Here is a 15,773-nt window from a genome sequence, read left to right as displayed (position 1 = left end):
AATCGCGTTCCTGGGCGTCGGGTTTAGCTACGTGGACGTTGTTCCGCGTCGCCGTATGGTTGTTTGCCGATTCGGGCTGTGGCATGGTGATTGGCCGGCGCTCAACCGATCGCCTTTCGAACCCACCACCATGCCGAAGAAAAACGCCACACGTACTGGACTTCCCAAGCCGGACGCCCGCCAGGATCTGCTGATTGCGCGCCGTAACGCGAAGATGGCGCGCTCGGCACACGCCTATGTGCGAGGCAACACCACCAAGTTTTATGAATGGCTCGACGGCATCGAAAATCACACGCTGCCGGAAGGGCCCGCTGTGTGGATCTGCGGCGATTGCCATGCGGGCAACATCGGGCCGGTGGCGAATGCGCAAGGCCGCGTGGAAATCCAGATTCGCGATCTGGACCAGACGGTGATCGGCAATCCGGCGCACGATCTGATCCGCCTCGGCCTGTCGCTCGCCACCGCCGCGCGCGGCTCGGATCTGCCGGGAGTGACCACCGTGCGCATGATGGAAGCCCTCGCTGACGGTTACGAACGGGCCTTCGACGACGCCTCGGACCACAACGACATCCAGGCCGAAAAACCCGAAGCGGTGCGCGTCGTCATGAAGCAGGCTGTGCGACGTTCATGGCAACACCTGGCCGAAGAACGCATCGAAGACGTCGAGCCGGAAATTCCGCTTGGCAAGCGTTTCTGGCCGCTGTCGAAAAGCGAGCGCAGCGAGATCGTCGCGCTGTTCGAGAAACGCACGATGGCGGGTCTGGCGACGGCGTTGCGTTCGGAGGACGACGAGGCCAAGGTCTCCGTGCTCGACGCGGCCTATTGGGTGAAGGGCTGCAGTTCGCTTGGACGTCTGCGCTATGCGGTGCTGCTCGACGTCGACGGTGCGGCGCTCGACGGCGACGATCTGTGCCTGATCGACATCAAGGAAGCCGCGCAGGCGGCCGCGCCGCGCTATGCCGACGCCACCATGCCGCGCGACAACGCGCAGCGGGTGGTGGAGGGCGCGCGCCATCTCGCGCCGTTTCTCGGCGAGCGGATGCGCGCCGCGCGGCTCGCCAAACGCTCGGTGGTGATCCGCGAGCTGTTGCCGCAGGATATGAAGCTGACCATCGAACAACTGACGCGCGACGAGGCGATGCGCGCGGCGCGTTTTCTGGCGTTGGTCGTGGGCAAGGCGCATGCTCGGCAGATGGACGATATCGAACGCAAGGCGTGGCTCGGCGAACTGCGGCGCAACCGCGGCAAGACGATCGACGCGCCGCCGTGGCTCTGGAAGAGCATCGTCGAACTGGTGAGCGGCCATGAGGCCGGCTACCTCGAACATTGCAGGCGTTACTCGCTCGACGCCGCCGCGTGATAGAGTGCGCCGGACCTGCCGCCGGCGGGTGACGCATGGCGCGGTGCAACGCTGATTTGAATATGAGTATGGATATCGATTTTGAGTGCACGATGTGCGGCAATTGCTGTCACGATCTGCGCTTGCCGTTGACCGTCACAGAAGCGCTCGCATGGCTCGAGCGCGGCAACGAGGTGCAGCTTCTGTGCGAGGCGTTGCCCTGGCCGGAAGAGCCTGCCGCGGACAATCTGCTGGCGGCGCATAAACGCCGCCGGTCGTTTGCGGCGCTGAGCGGCAGCTTGCCGGCGCGGATCGTCGTGATCCTGACGGGGGCGTTTGTTGGGCCGTGCCCAAACCTGCAGGCCGACATGCGCTGCGGCATCTACGAGGAACGGCCCTTCGTCTGCCGGATCTATCCGGCGGAAATCAATCCGTTCATTGAACTGGAGCCTGCCAGCAAGGGTTGCCCGCCGGAAGCCTGGACGCCGGGACTCGCGCCGCTGGTGCGGGCAGGGCGGCTGGTGGATGCGGCCACGGTGGCGTTGACCGAAAAGTCACGCGCGGCCGACGCGGCGGATGCGCCGCTCAAGCAGAGGTTGTGTGCGCTGCTGGGCATCGATGCGGCTGCGTTGGCCAATGAGGGGTTCGTGGTGCATTCGCCGGCGCGGGAGGTGTTGTTGGCGGCGTTGCGGAAGGTGAGTGCCGAGGGCGTGGTGGATGCGTCACTTGATGCCTCTGATGCGCAATCGTCGGCGCAGGCGCCAGCCTGGCGTTTCGTATCGAATCGGCGTGCGACGGTGGATACACTGGTGTCGGTGGGGGCGCTCGGGGACTTTGTGGATGCTTCCGGAGAGGCGGCGTTCGAGTATCTTGGGTTTTTTCCGGCGCAGGCTTAGCGGGTGGCCCGGTTGCCTTCTCTGGTGCGAGCGGGGCAAGGTGCAAGTCTCGAGGACGCGGCGCGATTGTCGTTCCGCGTCAGGGGCTTGGGCGGTATTTGGCGGGGTTGTCCACAGTGTTGTCAACGAATTCTGTGGACAACTTTATCTCGCGAGCAACCTGCTGCCGTCACCCGCATGCGTCAAGACATCCCGGCGACCCTCCCCCAAACGCTCACCCTCCCTAATTCGACAACGAAACATACGGCGAACTTAGCGGCGCCGGCGGGAACGGTTGCAATCCTGCCTGCTTGGTAAAGCTATACCGCACATACAAGGCCGCCAGCCATTCCCGGTACTGATACGCGTTGCCGAGCGAAGCCGTCGCGCCCACCGCCACCTGCGGCGCGAGCTGATACTCGCCCACCGCGCTAAACGAATAGGCCACCCCGGTTTTACTCTGGCTGGGGTAAATCGCGCCGCTGTCGAGCGTGGGGTTTGTGATGCCAGCCATGTTCGCCGCGGCGGCCGCCTGCGCGCTGCCACTCGTCGGGAAATACGGTGACGAATTCAAGCGGTAATGCTGCACGCCGATCGAGCCTTTGAAGTCGTACGTGAAGTCGCCGTTGCGACCCATGTATTCGATCGGCAGGTTCAGGATCACGTACTGCTGCGGGCTGAAATAGCCACCTTGCCCATACGTGAAGTAGGACAGGTTTTTGTCGTAGCGCATCAGCGTTGTATTAACGCCGACCGTGAAAGTCTGATCGGCGTCCTTGTAGAGTCGTGTATAGACACCGCCGCCGCCCTTGACCGCGTAGTTGTCCGGCACGTTGCTGCCTTCGAGATACTGGAACGAGCCGTTCACATACAGGCCGCTCGTGCCGTCGTCCCAGGCGAGGCTTGCCAGGCCGCCGTTCGACGTAATGCCGCCCCATTGCAGATTCTGGCCTGAATCCTTGGCGCCCGCGTAGGAGAGCAGGCTGTCCGTGACCGCGCGCCGGGCGACGGCGAGCGAGTAGGACACTTTGTCGGTGATACCGCCGTCATACTCCGCACCGCCGACGATGTTCTCGATCGGAAAGCCGATCGGCGTGGTGCCGACGTCGGCCTTGAAGCTGTGCGTTTCATAGCCGACCGACAGCCCGACGCCACTGGCGGTTTGCGAGCCGAACCGGTTGGTCGCATTGGCGGCCTGGGTCGACGCGGCCGTGTCCCCCGGCAGAAAGGGCGCGAGGCCGGAGCCGAAGCGCGCCAGGGTGGAGAGCTGGCCGCTCGCGGTGCCTGCGTCGAGCGTCACCGGCGTGGCCGTGACCACCACGTGTCCGTTGCCGGCCTGGATGCGTCCCTGCACGGGGGCTTCGATATCGGTCAACTGCGACAGACCGTCTTCTCCGGCGCGATTGCGGAACACCACACCGGCCGACACGGTACTCGTCTGCTCGCGATTGACCTGCGCCAACTCTTCTGCAACCCCGAGCGTCTGCGAACTGGCGACGCTGGCGGGCGAGGGCGCATAGCTGCCGCCGTTTCCTGCGGGCGCGGCCTGGGCAGCGGGCGCCTGCGGATAATACGGCTGGGCATAGCCTGCCGGCGGTTGCGGAATATACGGCTGTTGAGCGTAATAGCCCTGATTGCCGTAGTTCTGATTCGGATAGGGCTGTTGCGGCTGGCCGTACCCCGGTTGCCCGTAGGTCTGCTGCTGCGGATACGGCTGCGGCGCGTAGGCCTGTTGCTGGGGATAGGGCTGCTGTCCGTAGTATGGCTGCTGCGCATAGCTTTGCTGCCCATAGGGCGCCTGCGCATACTGCTGTCCCGCGCCGGCCGTGCTGCGCGTGCCGTTCTGGTTACGCGCCATCGTCTGCTTGCGGTTCGTCTTGCGCTGATTGCCTGGCAGTGCTGGATAATTACCCTGCTGGGATACTGCCTGCGCGGCCGCGTTGGCTTGCGCCTCGCGCGCGGCGGGCGACATCGGCCACGGCGTCGACGCATACGGCGCGGGAGCACCATAAGGCGCCGCGTTCTGCGGGTAGGGCGCGTTATAAGGCTGCGTGTATTGTTGCGGATAGGGCTGCGCGTATTGCTGTGGATACGGCTGTTGCTGCTGCTGTTGCGGATAAGACTGCACCGGCGCCGACGCCTGTCCTTGCCCCGGATACGGCTGCAACGGCGCCGCAGCCGGCAAACCGCTCTGGCTCGATCCGTAGGTGTCCGGACCATATCCACCCGCGCCATTACTGGAACTCGGCATGCCGGAGGGATTGAGCGGTGCGGCGGAAGGCGGCGCATACGGCGCGGAGTACGGTGCCGAATAAGGCGCCACATACGGCGAGGGCGGTTGGGGCGGCGGATAGTTCGGCACGGTCTGCGTCGGAAGAGAGGACTGCGAGTACGGGGACGCTGCGGGCGCGCTATGAGGCGTCGTTACGGTGATGCTGAAGCCGCCGCCCGCGCGCGGTGTCGAGGCCGCGCTCGTGGCGTCGGCCGGCACGTCGACGGCGGTCTTGCCTTCGAACGGATTGGTGCCGGGCAGCGGCGTCGCACCGATTTGCCGCATCGCAATTTCCCAGCCACGCGGCACGTTGCCTGCCGAGCCGGCGCGCGGCGCGGCGCTCGTCACCGGCGTATTGGCCGCGACCAGCGAGCGCTGCAGATACGTCGACGCCAGCGTGAGCTTGCCTTCGGCGCGATACATGCGGCCGACGGCGGCCAGTACGTCAGGATCGTCCGGCGCGTTGTTCAGCGCCTGGCCGGCCAACGATTCGGCGTAACGGAAGTCCTTGGCGCCGGTTGCCGCAGGAATCGCCGCGAGCATCAGGCTCTGGTCGTCGGGACGGCGTGTCAGCGCCGCGCGGTAACTGGCGAGCGCGTTGCGGTCGTCGCCCGCGGAGGTATAGAGACGCCCGAGTGCCGCCTGCAGGTCGGCGTTGTCGGGCATCGCGGCGAGCCACGGCGCGATCACGTCGTAGGCGCCGGCCAGGTCGCCGCGCTGGCGTACCGTGTCGCATTGCCGGATCACGATTGCCAGATTCAGATTGCTGAAATCGGCGCGTTGCTCCGGGGTCAATTGCGTGGCGGCGAGCTGGCGCATCACTGTGCCTAGTTCGGTATCCTGATGAGTAGCAAGCAGGATGCTGGCGTATTGCAGTTGCAGATCCGGGTTGCCGGGCGCGGCGCTCATGGCGCTGCGCACGAGCCACACGGCGCGGTTCGAATCGCCCGCCTGCTGATACGCCGACGCCACCACGCCGATCAGTTCGGGATTGCCATCCGCAACCGGCTCGGCGGCGGCCAGCGTGGCGAGAGCCTGCTGGGTTTGCCCGCTCCTGGTCATCTGGATCGCGAGGCTCGCCTGCTGATGCACCCACAGACGATGCTGCAAGGTGGCCATGGCGTCGGTGCGCTGGGCGGCGGGAATGCGGTCGAGTTGCGCGAGCCCCGCGGACCAGTCCTGGGTTTCCGCCGACAGCAGCGCGCTCGCATAGAGCGCGTCGGTCATGTCGGGGCGGGCGGCCAGCAAGCCGTCCATCATGCTGCGCGCGTTGCCGACCGCGCCCTGGCGCACGTAGATGCGCGCAAGATCGAGCCGCAGCCACGGATCGTCAGGATTGCTGAGCAATGCGTCTTCGAACAGGCTGCGTGCCGCGCCCAGGTCGCCGCGTGCTTCGGCCGCGCGCGCCTGGGCGGCTTGCGCCTCGCCGCGCAGACGGTCGATACCGCCCGCTTTCGATTGCTGTTCCGCGTTCAGTTGATTGGCGAACTGCAGCGCTTCGTCGCCCCGTCCCTGAGCGGCGAGCGAGCCGACGAGGCCACGAATCGCATCGGGATTGTCGGCCTGGCGGCGCAGCGCCATCCGGTAAGCCTGTTCGGCGCCGACCGGGTCGCCATTGTTCAGCAGCATCTCGCCGAGCAATACTTGCGCGGTGACGTCGGACGGATTGATGGCGATGGCACGCTCGAACAGCGATTTGGCCTTGGCGAAATCGCCGTTGCTGCGCGCGCCGAGTGCGTCGCTGGTGTAAGTCCAGTAGGTCGCGCTGAGCAATGCGTCTTTCCAGCGTGCCGGATTGGCGCCCCGCGAAGCCCGTTCCAGGTCGTCGCGCGCTTCGGAGAAGTGCTCCTGCTTGAGCGCGGCGATGCCCATGCCGCCGAGCGCGTCCCCATCGTTCGGACTGCTTGCCAACACCGAAGAAAACTTCGCGCGCGCCGTGGCGAGGTCGCCGCGATCAAGCGCCGCAAAGCCGTCGGCGACGGTGCGCCCGCGCGCATCGACGGCGGCGTTTTGCTGGGCGCGTTCACGGGCCGCGGCGTCCTGCTGCACCATCGAATCGGAACGCGCCTTGACTGCGGCGTCGTCGGGAGCGAGTTGCAGGTAGGCCTGGTAGAGCGGGGCGTCCGAGGCGCGGGCGTCGAGCCATAGCAAGGCTTGCCGCCAGCTTTTGCGCGCGGCGGCGCCCACTGAGCTGTCGCCCGAAAGTTTCTGGAGTTGCGCGATGCCTTCGCGGCGCGTCACGTCGCGATACGTCAGATGCTGCGCGTAAGCGAGTGCAAAGCGCGGATCGTCCGGATTCTGCTGCGCGAGCTGCTGCAAGCCGTGGCGTGCCTGGTCCCAGCCCTGCGGCGTGGCCGCGAGTGCCTGGTAGTATTCGAGTTGCAGTTCGGGCGTGGCGGGTTTGCCTTCGAGCGCGCGCTGATACTGCTGCACGGCGCTGGCGCTCTGGCCGCTTTGCTGCAGGCGGCGGGCGTCGTTGACGGTCTGGTCGCGCAGGCTGCTTTCGCCGAGGCGTCGCCCGAGTTCGTCGATGCTCGGATAATTCGGCGCGACTTCCCGCAGACGCGCCAGATATTGCTGTGCACCGCTGCCATCCTTGCGGTCGGCGAGCACCATGCCCATGCCGAACAGCGCGTCGGGCTGTTTCGGATCGATGCGCAGCACTTTTTGCCAGGCCTGCTCGGCGAGGTCGCCACGGTGATGGGTCTGCCAATACTTGCCCTGGTCGATCAGCACGTTGAGCGGATCGGACGAAGCCTGGGCAAGCACGGCGCCGGGCAGCGTCGCGGTCGAGACGCTAACGAGGCTCAGCGCCAACGCGAGGGCGCTCAATCGCATGCGTTTCTCCAACTCGGCAGCAGCCGGCCGGCGTCATCGAAGCGATAGCGGCCTTCGATGAATCCCGTGCCGAACAAACCCAGCACACGATCGTAATAGACCGGTTCATGTCCCGCGACGGCGTTGTCGAGCGCCGCCAGATGGGTGCGCGCGAGACCCAGGTCGCGTTCGTCACCGAGCGTCTTGAAGTACGGCGCCAGCGCCCCCCAGTAGCTAAGCGGCCCTTCGCCGCTTACGACGCCAGTGGTCGCCGCCACCTTCTCGGGCGGAAAACCGGCTTCGGTGACCTGCAGACGCATGCCGCCAAGCGCCGCGAGCCAGGGCCTGGCGAGCGGATCGCCAGGCGCGGCCATGCCGGCCCACAGGTAGGCGCGGATCGCGTCGTAGCTGCCGGTGTCGCCGCTTTTCGGATCCACCACGAACTGGCCGGCGCGCCATGCGGCCCAGTCAGGCACGAAACCGCGCGGAGATGTGGTCTTGATGAGCTGATAGGCGTTATCCGCGAGCTTGTTCCATGGACCGCCAGGTACGGCCTTGGCCAGCGCGCGTAGCACTGACAGTGGGAAATAGCTGGGATTCAGGCGCGTCACGTCGCCGGTCTGGAAACCTTGCGAACCAGGCAAGAGCATCGGGCCGAGACCGGACAGGCTGACCACTTCCTTGCTGGCGATCTGTCTGGCCAACGCCTCGCCGAGCGTCGTGTAGCGGCTGTCGTTCCACAGGCGTCCCGCCTGCAGCAGATCGTAAGCAATCCATAGATCGGAGTCCGAAGCAGAATTCGGATCGAGCACGCCGTAAGAACCATCGGGCTTTCTGCCCCATTGCCACGAAGGCAAACGCACATCCTGCGCGTCGAACTGATTACCCGCGAGGTTGGTGCGGGTCCAGTCGAGCAGGCGGTCGAAGGTGGCGCGATCGTTTGCCACCAGCGCGAAGAACATGCCGTAGGACTGGCCTTCCGACGTGGTCTGCTGGGTCGGCGTCGAAAAGTCGATCACACGTCCGTCGGCCTGCACGAAGCGTTCGACGAAGGTGCGATAGGCCGGCCAGTCGCACGAGGCCGCATTCGTGCCTGGATTCGCGGCTGCGGCGTGATGGGGCAGCACGGCCGCCACGGATGCGGCGAGGCCGAGAGCCAGCGCGACGGGTGCCGTTTTGAGTGTCACCGGCATTTCAATCCCTCAGGCGGCGCGCCGCGATCGAGCGCAGCGCACGGTAGAACAGCGCTGCGATGATCAGCGCGGCGAAGATGCCGCCGAGCAGCAGCAGGAGCGGATGCGACGACAGCGCCCAGCGCAGGTATTCCTGCGGCGACAGATGGCCGATGTAATACGCCGTGCCGTTCGAGGTAATGGTGACGCTGCGGCCGTGGATCACAGCCATTGCACCTTGAATTTGCGGCAGCACGTCGGCGTCGAGCAGGGCCGCGTTGAGGTCGGCATCCGACTGGCCCGCCGCGCTGACGAACGCCACCGCGCTGCGCTCTTTCTGCAGCGGCGATTCGAAACCGGTCAGGAGCGCCGCGCCGTTCGAACTGACGAGCGACAGGTCGGCGCGCGCCGGCGCGCGTTCGACGCCGCGTTCGCCGTGCCACCAGTCTTCCAGCTTGAAGACGATGTCGGACAGTTCGAACGTGCGCGTATCGCCGTCGCTCGAGAACGGCATCGATTTGGCCCAGCGCTGCAGCAGCGGTTGACGGCCAGGCGCGCCGAAAATCAGCAGATCCTTGTTGGCGAACTGGTCGACCTGGTCGGCGTTGGTGACGGTCACGCCGGTGACCGGATAGCCGGTCGACGCGCCCATGCGGCCCATCTCCAGCAGGTACAGGCTGTAGTCGCTCGAATCCGCGTCGTTCGGCAGGATCACGGCGGTCTCGGAAAGGTCGGCCATGCGCGTGAACGGGAAGCCGCTATTGGCGAACGCGGCCAGATCGGGCAGCGCCATGTAATGCGGGAACGACGACAGGTCGATGGTCGAATTCGGATCGATCGAGCCCACCACGTTGTCGAGCAGGCGGCCGTGGCATTCGCCGGTGTTCGGGATGTCGTAGTAGAAGTGCAGCCGCAATTGCGCGCGCGGCGTCAGCAGCAGCGGCGGAATATAGACGGTGCGGCGCGCGTCGCTGGTCTTGTCCGGCTGGATGGTGCTGAAATAGCGGCCGAGGTCGAACATCGACGCGGGCCGCGCTGGAATCGGCAGCGACTGCACGAAGCCGTCGTTGATGCTGATGTTCAGCGACGAGCGATCCGGCGCCGGGCGCACGGTGTAGCGATAGCGCAGGTCGATCGGCGCGCCCTTGGTGTGCCACATGAACAGATCGGGCGGCACGCGCAGGTTCACGCGCACGGCGTCGGCGTCGTAGCCTGCCACGCTCAGGTCGCGCGCCTCGGCCAGTTCGCCGAAGCGCACCGGGCGATTGGTGGGCAACCAGTTCGGCGCATCGTAAGGGGCGCGCGGGCCGAGCTCGTTGAGTTGTGTGATCGTCGCGCTTTCGCCGGACAGTACGCTTTGGCCCACGCCGAGCGCCTTCGCGGCGGTCTTCAGTTCGGCTTCGTTGCGGCCGAGCACCAGCAGCAGTTTGCCGCGCGCGGGCGCGTCACGGTCTACCACCGCGACGGTCGGGCCGGAGATGGCGGGAATCGTCACGCCGGCAGGGCGCTGATCGGAGGTGGCGAACACCACGGCATTGCCGGAGAGCGGCGCCTCGTCGAGCTGGGCGGGAAAGCGCGCGCCGCGATAACCGGCCAGCGCGCCGAACCACGACGCCACGATCCCGGCCGCCTCCAGCGTTTCCGAGCCGGGTTTCGACGGCAACACGAACGGCAGTTCGAGCCGCCGCACGTCGCGACGGTCGAAGAACGGCTGCGGCAGCGCGGCCAGATCCGGCTTGCTGGTGAGCGAGGCGTAGGTCAGATCGAGCGAGCTCGCATTGCTGACGGTGGCCCACAACGACGAATTGGCCGGGTCTTCGCACTGCTGCGTGTAGTGGCCGATCAACTGCACATTGAGGTGATTGAATTCGGTGATGAAGCGCGGATCGATCGAGACGTCGCGCGCCACCAGCAGGCCGGCCTGCTCATGCGGCACCGGCAGCGTGGCCGCGACTTCGCCGTTCACCAGCACCTTCAGTTGCGAGATCGCCGGCAGCAGGGCGGGCGAGTAGCTATAGACCAGATGCAGGACCGCGCCGGTCACCACTTCGTCGCTGCGCACCGAAAACGCGATGCCGTTCTGGCCTTCGGTGCCGCGCAACTGCAACGGATCGAGCGCGCCGAAGTCGGCGAAGGTCAGCGTCTGACGGCGGCCGCCCGGCACCAGGGTGCCGGGTTCCGCGGTGGTCGGCGTCTTGATGCCGAGCGCTTTCACGGACGACGCGGCGAGCGCCGGTGTCGGCGTGGCCAGCGCGGGCTGCGTGATGGCGTTGGGATCGAATGGCACGGCGGCGCTCGGCGCCGGCACGTTGCCTACGCCGGTGGCGTCCGCCGGATTCGCTGCTGCACCCGCTGTCGTGCCGCTTGTTGCCGCGCCGGATGTCGCACCGCGCGCCGAGGCTGCGACCACTTCCGCGGCCGCCGCCAGCGGCGCCGCCAATGCGGTCTGAACGGCCAGCCAGCAGGCGAGTGCCCGAACGAGGCGGCGCGAACGCAAGCGCGTTGCCCATCCCGTCATGCCGCGCCCGTCTTGCAAGTGTTGATTCTGTGTCCGCGCAATCCCTTTGCCCATAAGTCAGTCTTTTTTCGTTTTCAGCTTTTTGACGTCGATTGGACGGCTTTTCATCGAGCCGCGCAGGTCTTCGTAGAGATGTTCGAACAGGCCGGCAATACCGCGCACGCCGACCAGCAAAACGTGTGAGAGTCCGCGCAGCGGGGTGTCCTGCTGACGCCCTTCGGCCCAGCCCATCCAGGCGTCGGCGCGTGCGAAGGTCGACTTGACGAACTCGTACTCCTGCTCGCGCGACATGGCGTCAAAGCGCAAGCCGACCCGTCCGGGCGCGGTGAAGCCGACCGTGGCGGCGAACGCATATTCTTCATCGCCGCGAAACAGGGAGACGGTCACGCGTTCGTGCATCGGCACCTTGATGGCGCCGGGCAACTCCACGCCAACGCCGCCTTCCGAATAGTCGATGGTCTGGCAGGCGAGCGTGCGGCCCGTCGAAAATTTCAGCATCACCGGCATCTTCATCGCCACGCGGTGCACGGCGCGAATCTGGCGGCGCTCGCTCGCCGCCGCCACGCTCGCGCCGAGAATCAGCATGTTGTAGCCGGTCCAGGCCAGATTGAGCACGGTGGTCTGCACTTCGCTATGCACTGCCAGGTTCAGATAGATGTGCACGAGGCCCGTGATGAAACCGATCAGGTTCAGCAGCAGCAGGAACAGATAGGGACGAGAGATGGACCAGTCGAAGTAATTCTTTTCGATCTGGCCGCCCTTGGCCGTCACGTTGAACTTGCCGAGCTTCGGGTTGATCAGCGCGAGCAGGGTCGGCGCGGTGATGTACGACGCCAGCACCGATTCATAGACCTCGGCCCAGAACGAATGGCGGAACAGGCGCTGCATGCGCGAATTGGTGACGCTCGCATGCATCATGTGCGGCATTGCGTAGATGGCGATCGTGCCGGCGGCCGCTTCGATCACGTGCGCGCCGAAAAACAGGAACGACAGCGGCGCGGTCAGGAACACGAGTCGTGGCACGCCGTAGAAGAAGTGCATCATCGCGTTCAGATAGCAGAGCCGCTGGCCGATCTTGAGGCCCTTGCCGGTCAACGGATTGTCGATCCGGAAGATCTGCGTCATGCCGCGCGCCCAGCGAATCCGCTGGCCGATGTGGCCGGACAGACTTTCGGTCGCGAGGCCGGCCGCCTGGGCAATCGCCAGATACGCGGTGGTGTAGCCGAGACGGTGCAGCTTCAGCGCGGTGTGCGCGTCTTCGGTGACGGTTTCCACCGCGATGCCGCCAATCTCCTCGACCATCGAGCGGCGCAGCAGCGCGCACGAGCCGCAGAAGAAAGTGGCGTTCCACAGGTCGTTGCCGTCCTGCACGAGACCGTAGAACAGCTCGCCTTCGTTCGGCACCTTGCGGAAGGTGCCGAGATTGCGCTCGAACGGATCGGCCGAGAAGAAATGGTGCGGCGTTTGCAGCATCGACAGCAGCTTGTCGCGCAGAAACCAGCCGAGGCCGATTTGCAGAAACGAGCGGGTGGGGATGTGATCGCAGTCGAAGATCGCGAGGTACTCGCCGCTGGTGATCTTCAGCGCCTCGTTGATGTTGCCGGCCTTGGCGTGGCGGTTGTGGGTGCGGATCGTCCAGTTGACGCCCACTTCCTCGCAGAACGCCTTGAACTCGGGACGGCGGCCGTCGTCGAGCACGTGGATGGCGAGTTTGTCGGTGGGGTAGTCGAGTGCGAGCGCCGCGTAGATGGTCGGCTTCACCACCGAGAGCGGCTCGTTGTAAGTGGGGATGAACACGTCGACGGTCGGCCAGGCGCTGCGATCGGCCGGCAACGGCAGCGGCTCGCGCTTGAGCGGCCAGGCGGTCTGGAAGTAGCCGAGCATCAGCACCACGGTCGAATAGACTTCGGCGGAGACCAGCAGCAGGCCCCAGACGGCGTCGAGCGGATGCTCCCAGTATGTCGTGGTGGTGAGGCGCCAGAACATGTAGCGGCCCGAGGCGACCACCGACAGCATGATCATCACGAGCGTCGCATAACGGCCTTGTAGACGGCGGAACAGCAGCGCGCAGATGAAGCAGCAGGTGGCGAAGGTCAACTGCTCGTAGAAGGCGAGCGGCACCGTAAACACGAAGTACAGGATCACCAGCGCAAACAGCGTCAGGCACACCACGACCGGCGTGCTGCCCCACAGGCGGGCGTCGACGATGCGCTCGAGCCGCGAAGGCGCGGCAACGGGTTCTGTCATGCGTGCTTGCGGCGTGCTCATGCGACACTCCCCGGCGAAACGGCAATCGAATCGACCCGCGACATCAGCCACTGGCTGCACGCGCGGAAATCGGCGGCGGCCTGGCTGAGCGGATCGTAGTGGATCAGCGTGGTGTCGCAGGCGAGCGACTCGCTCACCCCTTCGTCCTGGTGGATGACGCCAGGGAACAGCTTCTCGCCGAGCAGATGACGCAGCACCTTGAGGACGTCCTTGGTCAACTGGCGCGACTGGTCCACCTGGTTGACCACATAACCCACGCCGCCGAATTCGGGGCGCGGCGCGGCGTAGGCGTCGATCATCCGCTCCATTTGCGGAATCGCCGCATACGAAGCGGCGTCCGCGAGCACCACGTTCAGCGCGAAGGTGGCCGCGCACAAGGCGGCGCGCGTGTAGACCGACGAGCCCGGCGGCGTGTCGATCACCACGATGTCGGAGGCTTCGAGCCGCAGCGACTTCAGCGAGTGCAGCAGCCAGAGCGGCTCCTGATCGACATAGGCCTCGAAGCGGCGCCGGTCGTCTTCGACGACGGCGCCGTAGGGCAGCACGGTCACGCCGTCGACGCCATCGAACATGATGCTTTGCCACGCGTCGCCGCTCAGCGTGGCGCGCGACAGGCCGTCGATGCTGTCGAGCGGCACGCCGAAGTGCAGACGCAAGGCGTTTTGCGGGTCGAGGTCGATCGCGAGCACTCGCCGGCCGCTGGTGGCGAGGACGGAAGCCAGGTTGGCGGCGAGCGTGGTCTTGCCGACGCCACCTTTCGCGGAAACGACCGCAATAACTTTCATGAGCGACGCGGGCCGTTGGTCAGCCACGAATGAGGAGCGGGCGTTGCCGCGGCGGGGGCATCGCCGCGCAGACGATCGAATAGCGAACCGAGCGCGGCCGGCGCGGCTCCAGTCGCGGCGCCCGATGTGGCTGAGGTTGGCGCCGTGCCGGCCGGCTGGAATAGCTTGCCGAGGATGGATGGCGCTTGGGCCGCAGGGGCAGCGGGTGCTGTCGAAACTGTGGCCGTCGCGGGTGGCATGAAAGCGGCCGGAGCAGGAGCGGCGCCCCTGGTGTTGAAGAACGTGGGCGGCGCAGCGGGAGATTCCGCGGGGCTTTGCACGGCCGGCGGCGTGGACGGACGAAAAGCGGGTGCCGGAATGGTTGCGTGCGCAACGACAGGCGGCACGGCGACGGGCACCATCGCCGGCGCCGGCGCGAAGGCGGGCGGCATATGGCTTACCGGCGCAACAGGCGTGGCCGCCGACGCGGCTACTGGAACCTGCGGTGCGGGCGCGGCTGGAATGCCCGATGCCGGCGCCGGCGCTGCCGTTTGAACATCACTTGCGACAAGCTCGCTTTGCGCCGCCGGCATGGGCACCGCCGAGAAACGCTCGGCGCCCCGTGGCGCCTCCACCTTGACGGCTTTGTCGACCGGCGGAATCGAGCGGCGATGCGGCCGCGTAAATAACGGCGTCTTGCTGCGCACCTGCGGCGTCGCGATGCGTTCAGCGTTAGCGAGACCGTTGACCGCTTGTGGTCCAGCGTCCGGCGTTTGCGTCGGCGCCTGCGTGGCATCGGCTGCCGGACCCGAGCCCGCATCGCGCCGCTGCGGCACAGCCGGAATGGACGGTTGCGTCAGGTCGAGCGTGACGAGCAACGGCCAGCGCGTGCGCGCCGAACTTGCTTCGTTCTCGCGGCCGATTTCCTGGTAGTCACCGGCATTGCCGCCAAAATGCCCGAAGAGCGTTTCGATGTCGCTGGAAGGACTCATATCGCCGCCGTCTTGTTCATGTCTATCTCGCGTTGCGCGTTTTGCTGCAGCAGTGCTTAGGCTGGCTGACGGCCGAGCCGGAACTCGATGGATGCGTTCTCATCGAATGCGCTCGCCTGGGCAACCGACAAACCTTCGGCGCCAAGCGAGCTCAACCACGTCTGATAAACGCCTTCGAGGAAGGCGGGCGTCCAGCCAAGCGCAGCAACGCCGAATGCCTGCAGCGGCGCGCACGAATGGACGATGCGCAGGTACTGCGCCTCGTCTGCCAGTTCGACGTAACCCCACTCCGCCTCTTGCCAGCGCGCGTTCAGGGCGTGAGCGAGATCGGCGGTCGAGCCGCACGCCGGCAACGGATGCGCGGCGGCAAAGCGGCAACCCACGCGATACATCAGTTGACGTAATTCGCCTTGGCCGATCTGGGCTTCGAACTCTTCGGCCAGCGCTGTGAGCAGGCCGCGCCATTGAGGGGAAATCTGGCGCTGCAAAAGGTAGTCGAGGGTAGAAACCATGTTTTCCGAAGTAGATGACCGTCTGCTGTTAAGCCGTACTTAAACGGGTGCCTGGATACGGACATCTCAAAGTGTTGCAAGTGAGGCGCGCATTGCACGCGCCCGGCGGTTATTTTTACCTGTACTGTGTGATGCAAAATGACCGCCGCCTCTAGTTAATGCGCAGTCTACTGAAGAGATAAACATTTCGCTACCACTGTCCTGATTGAAGCTATAGGCGCTTACGCACACTTCGCAAGAATGG

At 65.8% G+C, this 15,773-nt stretch carries 9 protein-coding genes; 2 read left to right on the top strand and 7 right to left on the bottom strand.

Going from position 1 to position 15,773, the window contains the following annotated elements:
• Window positions 1-130: 130 nt before the first annotated feature.
• On the top strand, window positions 131-1,360 hold the full coding sequence (locus FQ755_RS04495) for a DUF2252 domain-containing protein (protein WP_144151338.1): 1,230 nt from the start codon (window positions 131-133) through the stop codon (window positions 1,358-1,360).
• A 35-nt stretch (window positions 1,361-1,395) separates the two neighbouring features.
• On the top strand, window positions 1,396-2,235 hold the full coding sequence (locus FQ755_RS04490) for a YkgJ family cysteine cluster protein (protein WP_313957408.1): 840 nt from the start codon (window positions 1,396-1,398) through the stop codon (window positions 2,233-2,235).
• A 223-nt stretch (window positions 2,236-2,458) separates the two neighbouring features.
• Here the strand turns inward: FQ755_RS04490 and FQ755_RS04485 are convergent, their stop codons facing one another.
• Genes FQ755_RS04485 through bcsD form a run of 7 tightly spaced genes read right to left on the bottom strand, consistent with a single transcriptional unit; the run spans window position 2,459 to window position 15,529 of the window.
• Window positions 2,459-7,324 (bottom strand): cellulose synthase subunit BcsC-related outer membrane protein, encoded by a 4,866-nt coding sequence (locus FQ755_RS04485; RefSeq protein WP_144151335.1) that lies wholly within the window; start codon window positions 7,322-7,324, stop codon window positions 2,459-2,461.
• On the bottom strand, window positions 7,315-8,496 hold the full coding sequence (gene bcsZ, locus FQ755_RS04480; RefSeq protein WP_144151333.1) for a cellulose synthase complex periplasmic endoglucanase BcsZ: 1,182 nt from the start codon (window positions 8,494-8,496) through the stop codon (window positions 7,315-7,317). The genes FQ755_RS04485 and bcsZ overlap by 10 nt, the downstream gene beginning before the upstream one ends.
• Window position 8,497: 1 nt before the next feature.
• Window positions 8,498-10,993 carry a cellulose biosynthesis cyclic di-GMP-binding regulatory protein BcsB gene (gene bcsB / locus FQ755_RS04475; protein WP_260858294.1) on the bottom strand — a complete coding sequence of 832 codons (2,496 nt, stop codon included), beginning with the start codon at window positions 10,991-10,993 and terminating at the stop codon, window positions 8,498-8,500.
• A 57-nt stretch (window positions 10,994-11,050) separates the two neighbouring features.
• Window positions 11,051-13,261, bottom strand: a complete 2,211-nt coding sequence (gene bcsA / locus FQ755_RS04470; protein ID WP_144151329.1) for a UDP-forming cellulose synthase catalytic subunit — start codon at window positions 13,259-13,261, stop codon at window positions 11,051-11,053.
• Window positions 13,258-14,046: a cellulose biosynthesis protein BcsQ gene (gene bcsQ, locus FQ755_RS04465; RefSeq protein WP_144151327.1), complete on the bottom strand. Its 789-nt coding sequence runs from the start codon at window positions 14,044-14,046 to the stop codon at window positions 13,258-13,260. The genes bcsA and bcsQ overlap by 4 nt, the downstream gene beginning before the upstream one ends.
• Window positions 14,043-15,017: a cellulose biosynthesis protein BcsP gene (bcsP, locus tag FQ755_RS04460; protein WP_144151325.1), complete on the bottom strand. Its 975-nt coding sequence runs from the start codon at window positions 15,015-15,017 to the stop codon at window positions 14,043-14,045. The genes bcsQ and bcsP overlap by 4 nt, the downstream gene beginning before the upstream one ends.
• A gap of 56 nt (window positions 15,018-15,073) precedes the next feature.
• Window positions 15,074-15,529, bottom strand: a complete 456-nt coding sequence (gene bcsD / locus FQ755_RS04455; RefSeq protein WP_144151323.1) for a cellulose biosynthesis protein BcsD — start codon at window positions 15,527-15,529, stop codon at window positions 15,074-15,076.
• Window positions 15,530-15,773: the final 244 nt, after the last annotated feature.

The organism is Paraburkholderia sp. BCC1885 (assembly GCF_900996235.1).
Classification (GTDB): Bacteria; Pseudomonadota; Gammaproteobacteria; order Burkholderiales; family Burkholderiaceae; genus Paraburkholderia.
Note: the sequence above shows the minus strand (reverse complement) of the source record. Positions and strands in the feature narration are given on the sequence as shown.

What these genes read in the sequence shown, in the direction of transcription:
- FQ755_RS04495 (WP_144151338.1), top strand. Translation starts at nt 131, where the DNA reads ATGCCGAAGAAAAACGCCACACGTACTGGACTTCCCAAGCCGGACGCC.
- FQ755_RS04490 (WP_313957408.1), top strand. Translation starts at nt 1,396, where the DNA reads ATGGCGCGGTGCAACGCTGATTTGAATATGAGTATGGATATCGATTTT.
- FQ755_RS04485 (WP_144151335.1), bottom strand. Translation starts at nt 7,324, where the DNA reads ATGCGATTGAGCGCCCTCGCGTTGGCGCTGAGCCTCGTTAGCGTCTCG.
- bcsZ (WP_144151333.1), bottom strand. Translation starts at nt 8,496, where the DNA reads ATGCCGGTGACACTCAAAACGGCACCCGTCGCGCTGGCTCTCGGCCTC.
- bcsB (WP_260858294.1), bottom strand. Translation starts at nt 10,993, where the DNA reads ATGACGGGATGGGCAACGCGCTTGCGTTCGCGCCGCCTCGTTCGGGCA.
- bcsA (WP_144151329.1), bottom strand. Translation starts at nt 13,261, where the DNA reads ATGAGCACGCCGCAAGCACGCATGACAGAACCCGTTGCCGCGCCTTCG.
- bcsQ (WP_144151327.1), bottom strand. Translation starts at nt 14,046, where the DNA reads ATGAAAGTTATTGCGGTCGTTTCCGCGAAAGGTGGCGTCGGCAAGACC.
- bcsP (WP_144151325.1), bottom strand. Translation starts at nt 15,017, where the DNA reads ATGAGTCCTTCCAGCGACATCGAAACGCTCTTCGGGCATTTTGGCGGC.
- bcsD (WP_144151323.1), bottom strand. Translation starts at nt 15,529, where the DNA reads ATGGTTTCTACCCTCGACTACCTTTTGCAGCGCCAGATTTCCCCTCAA.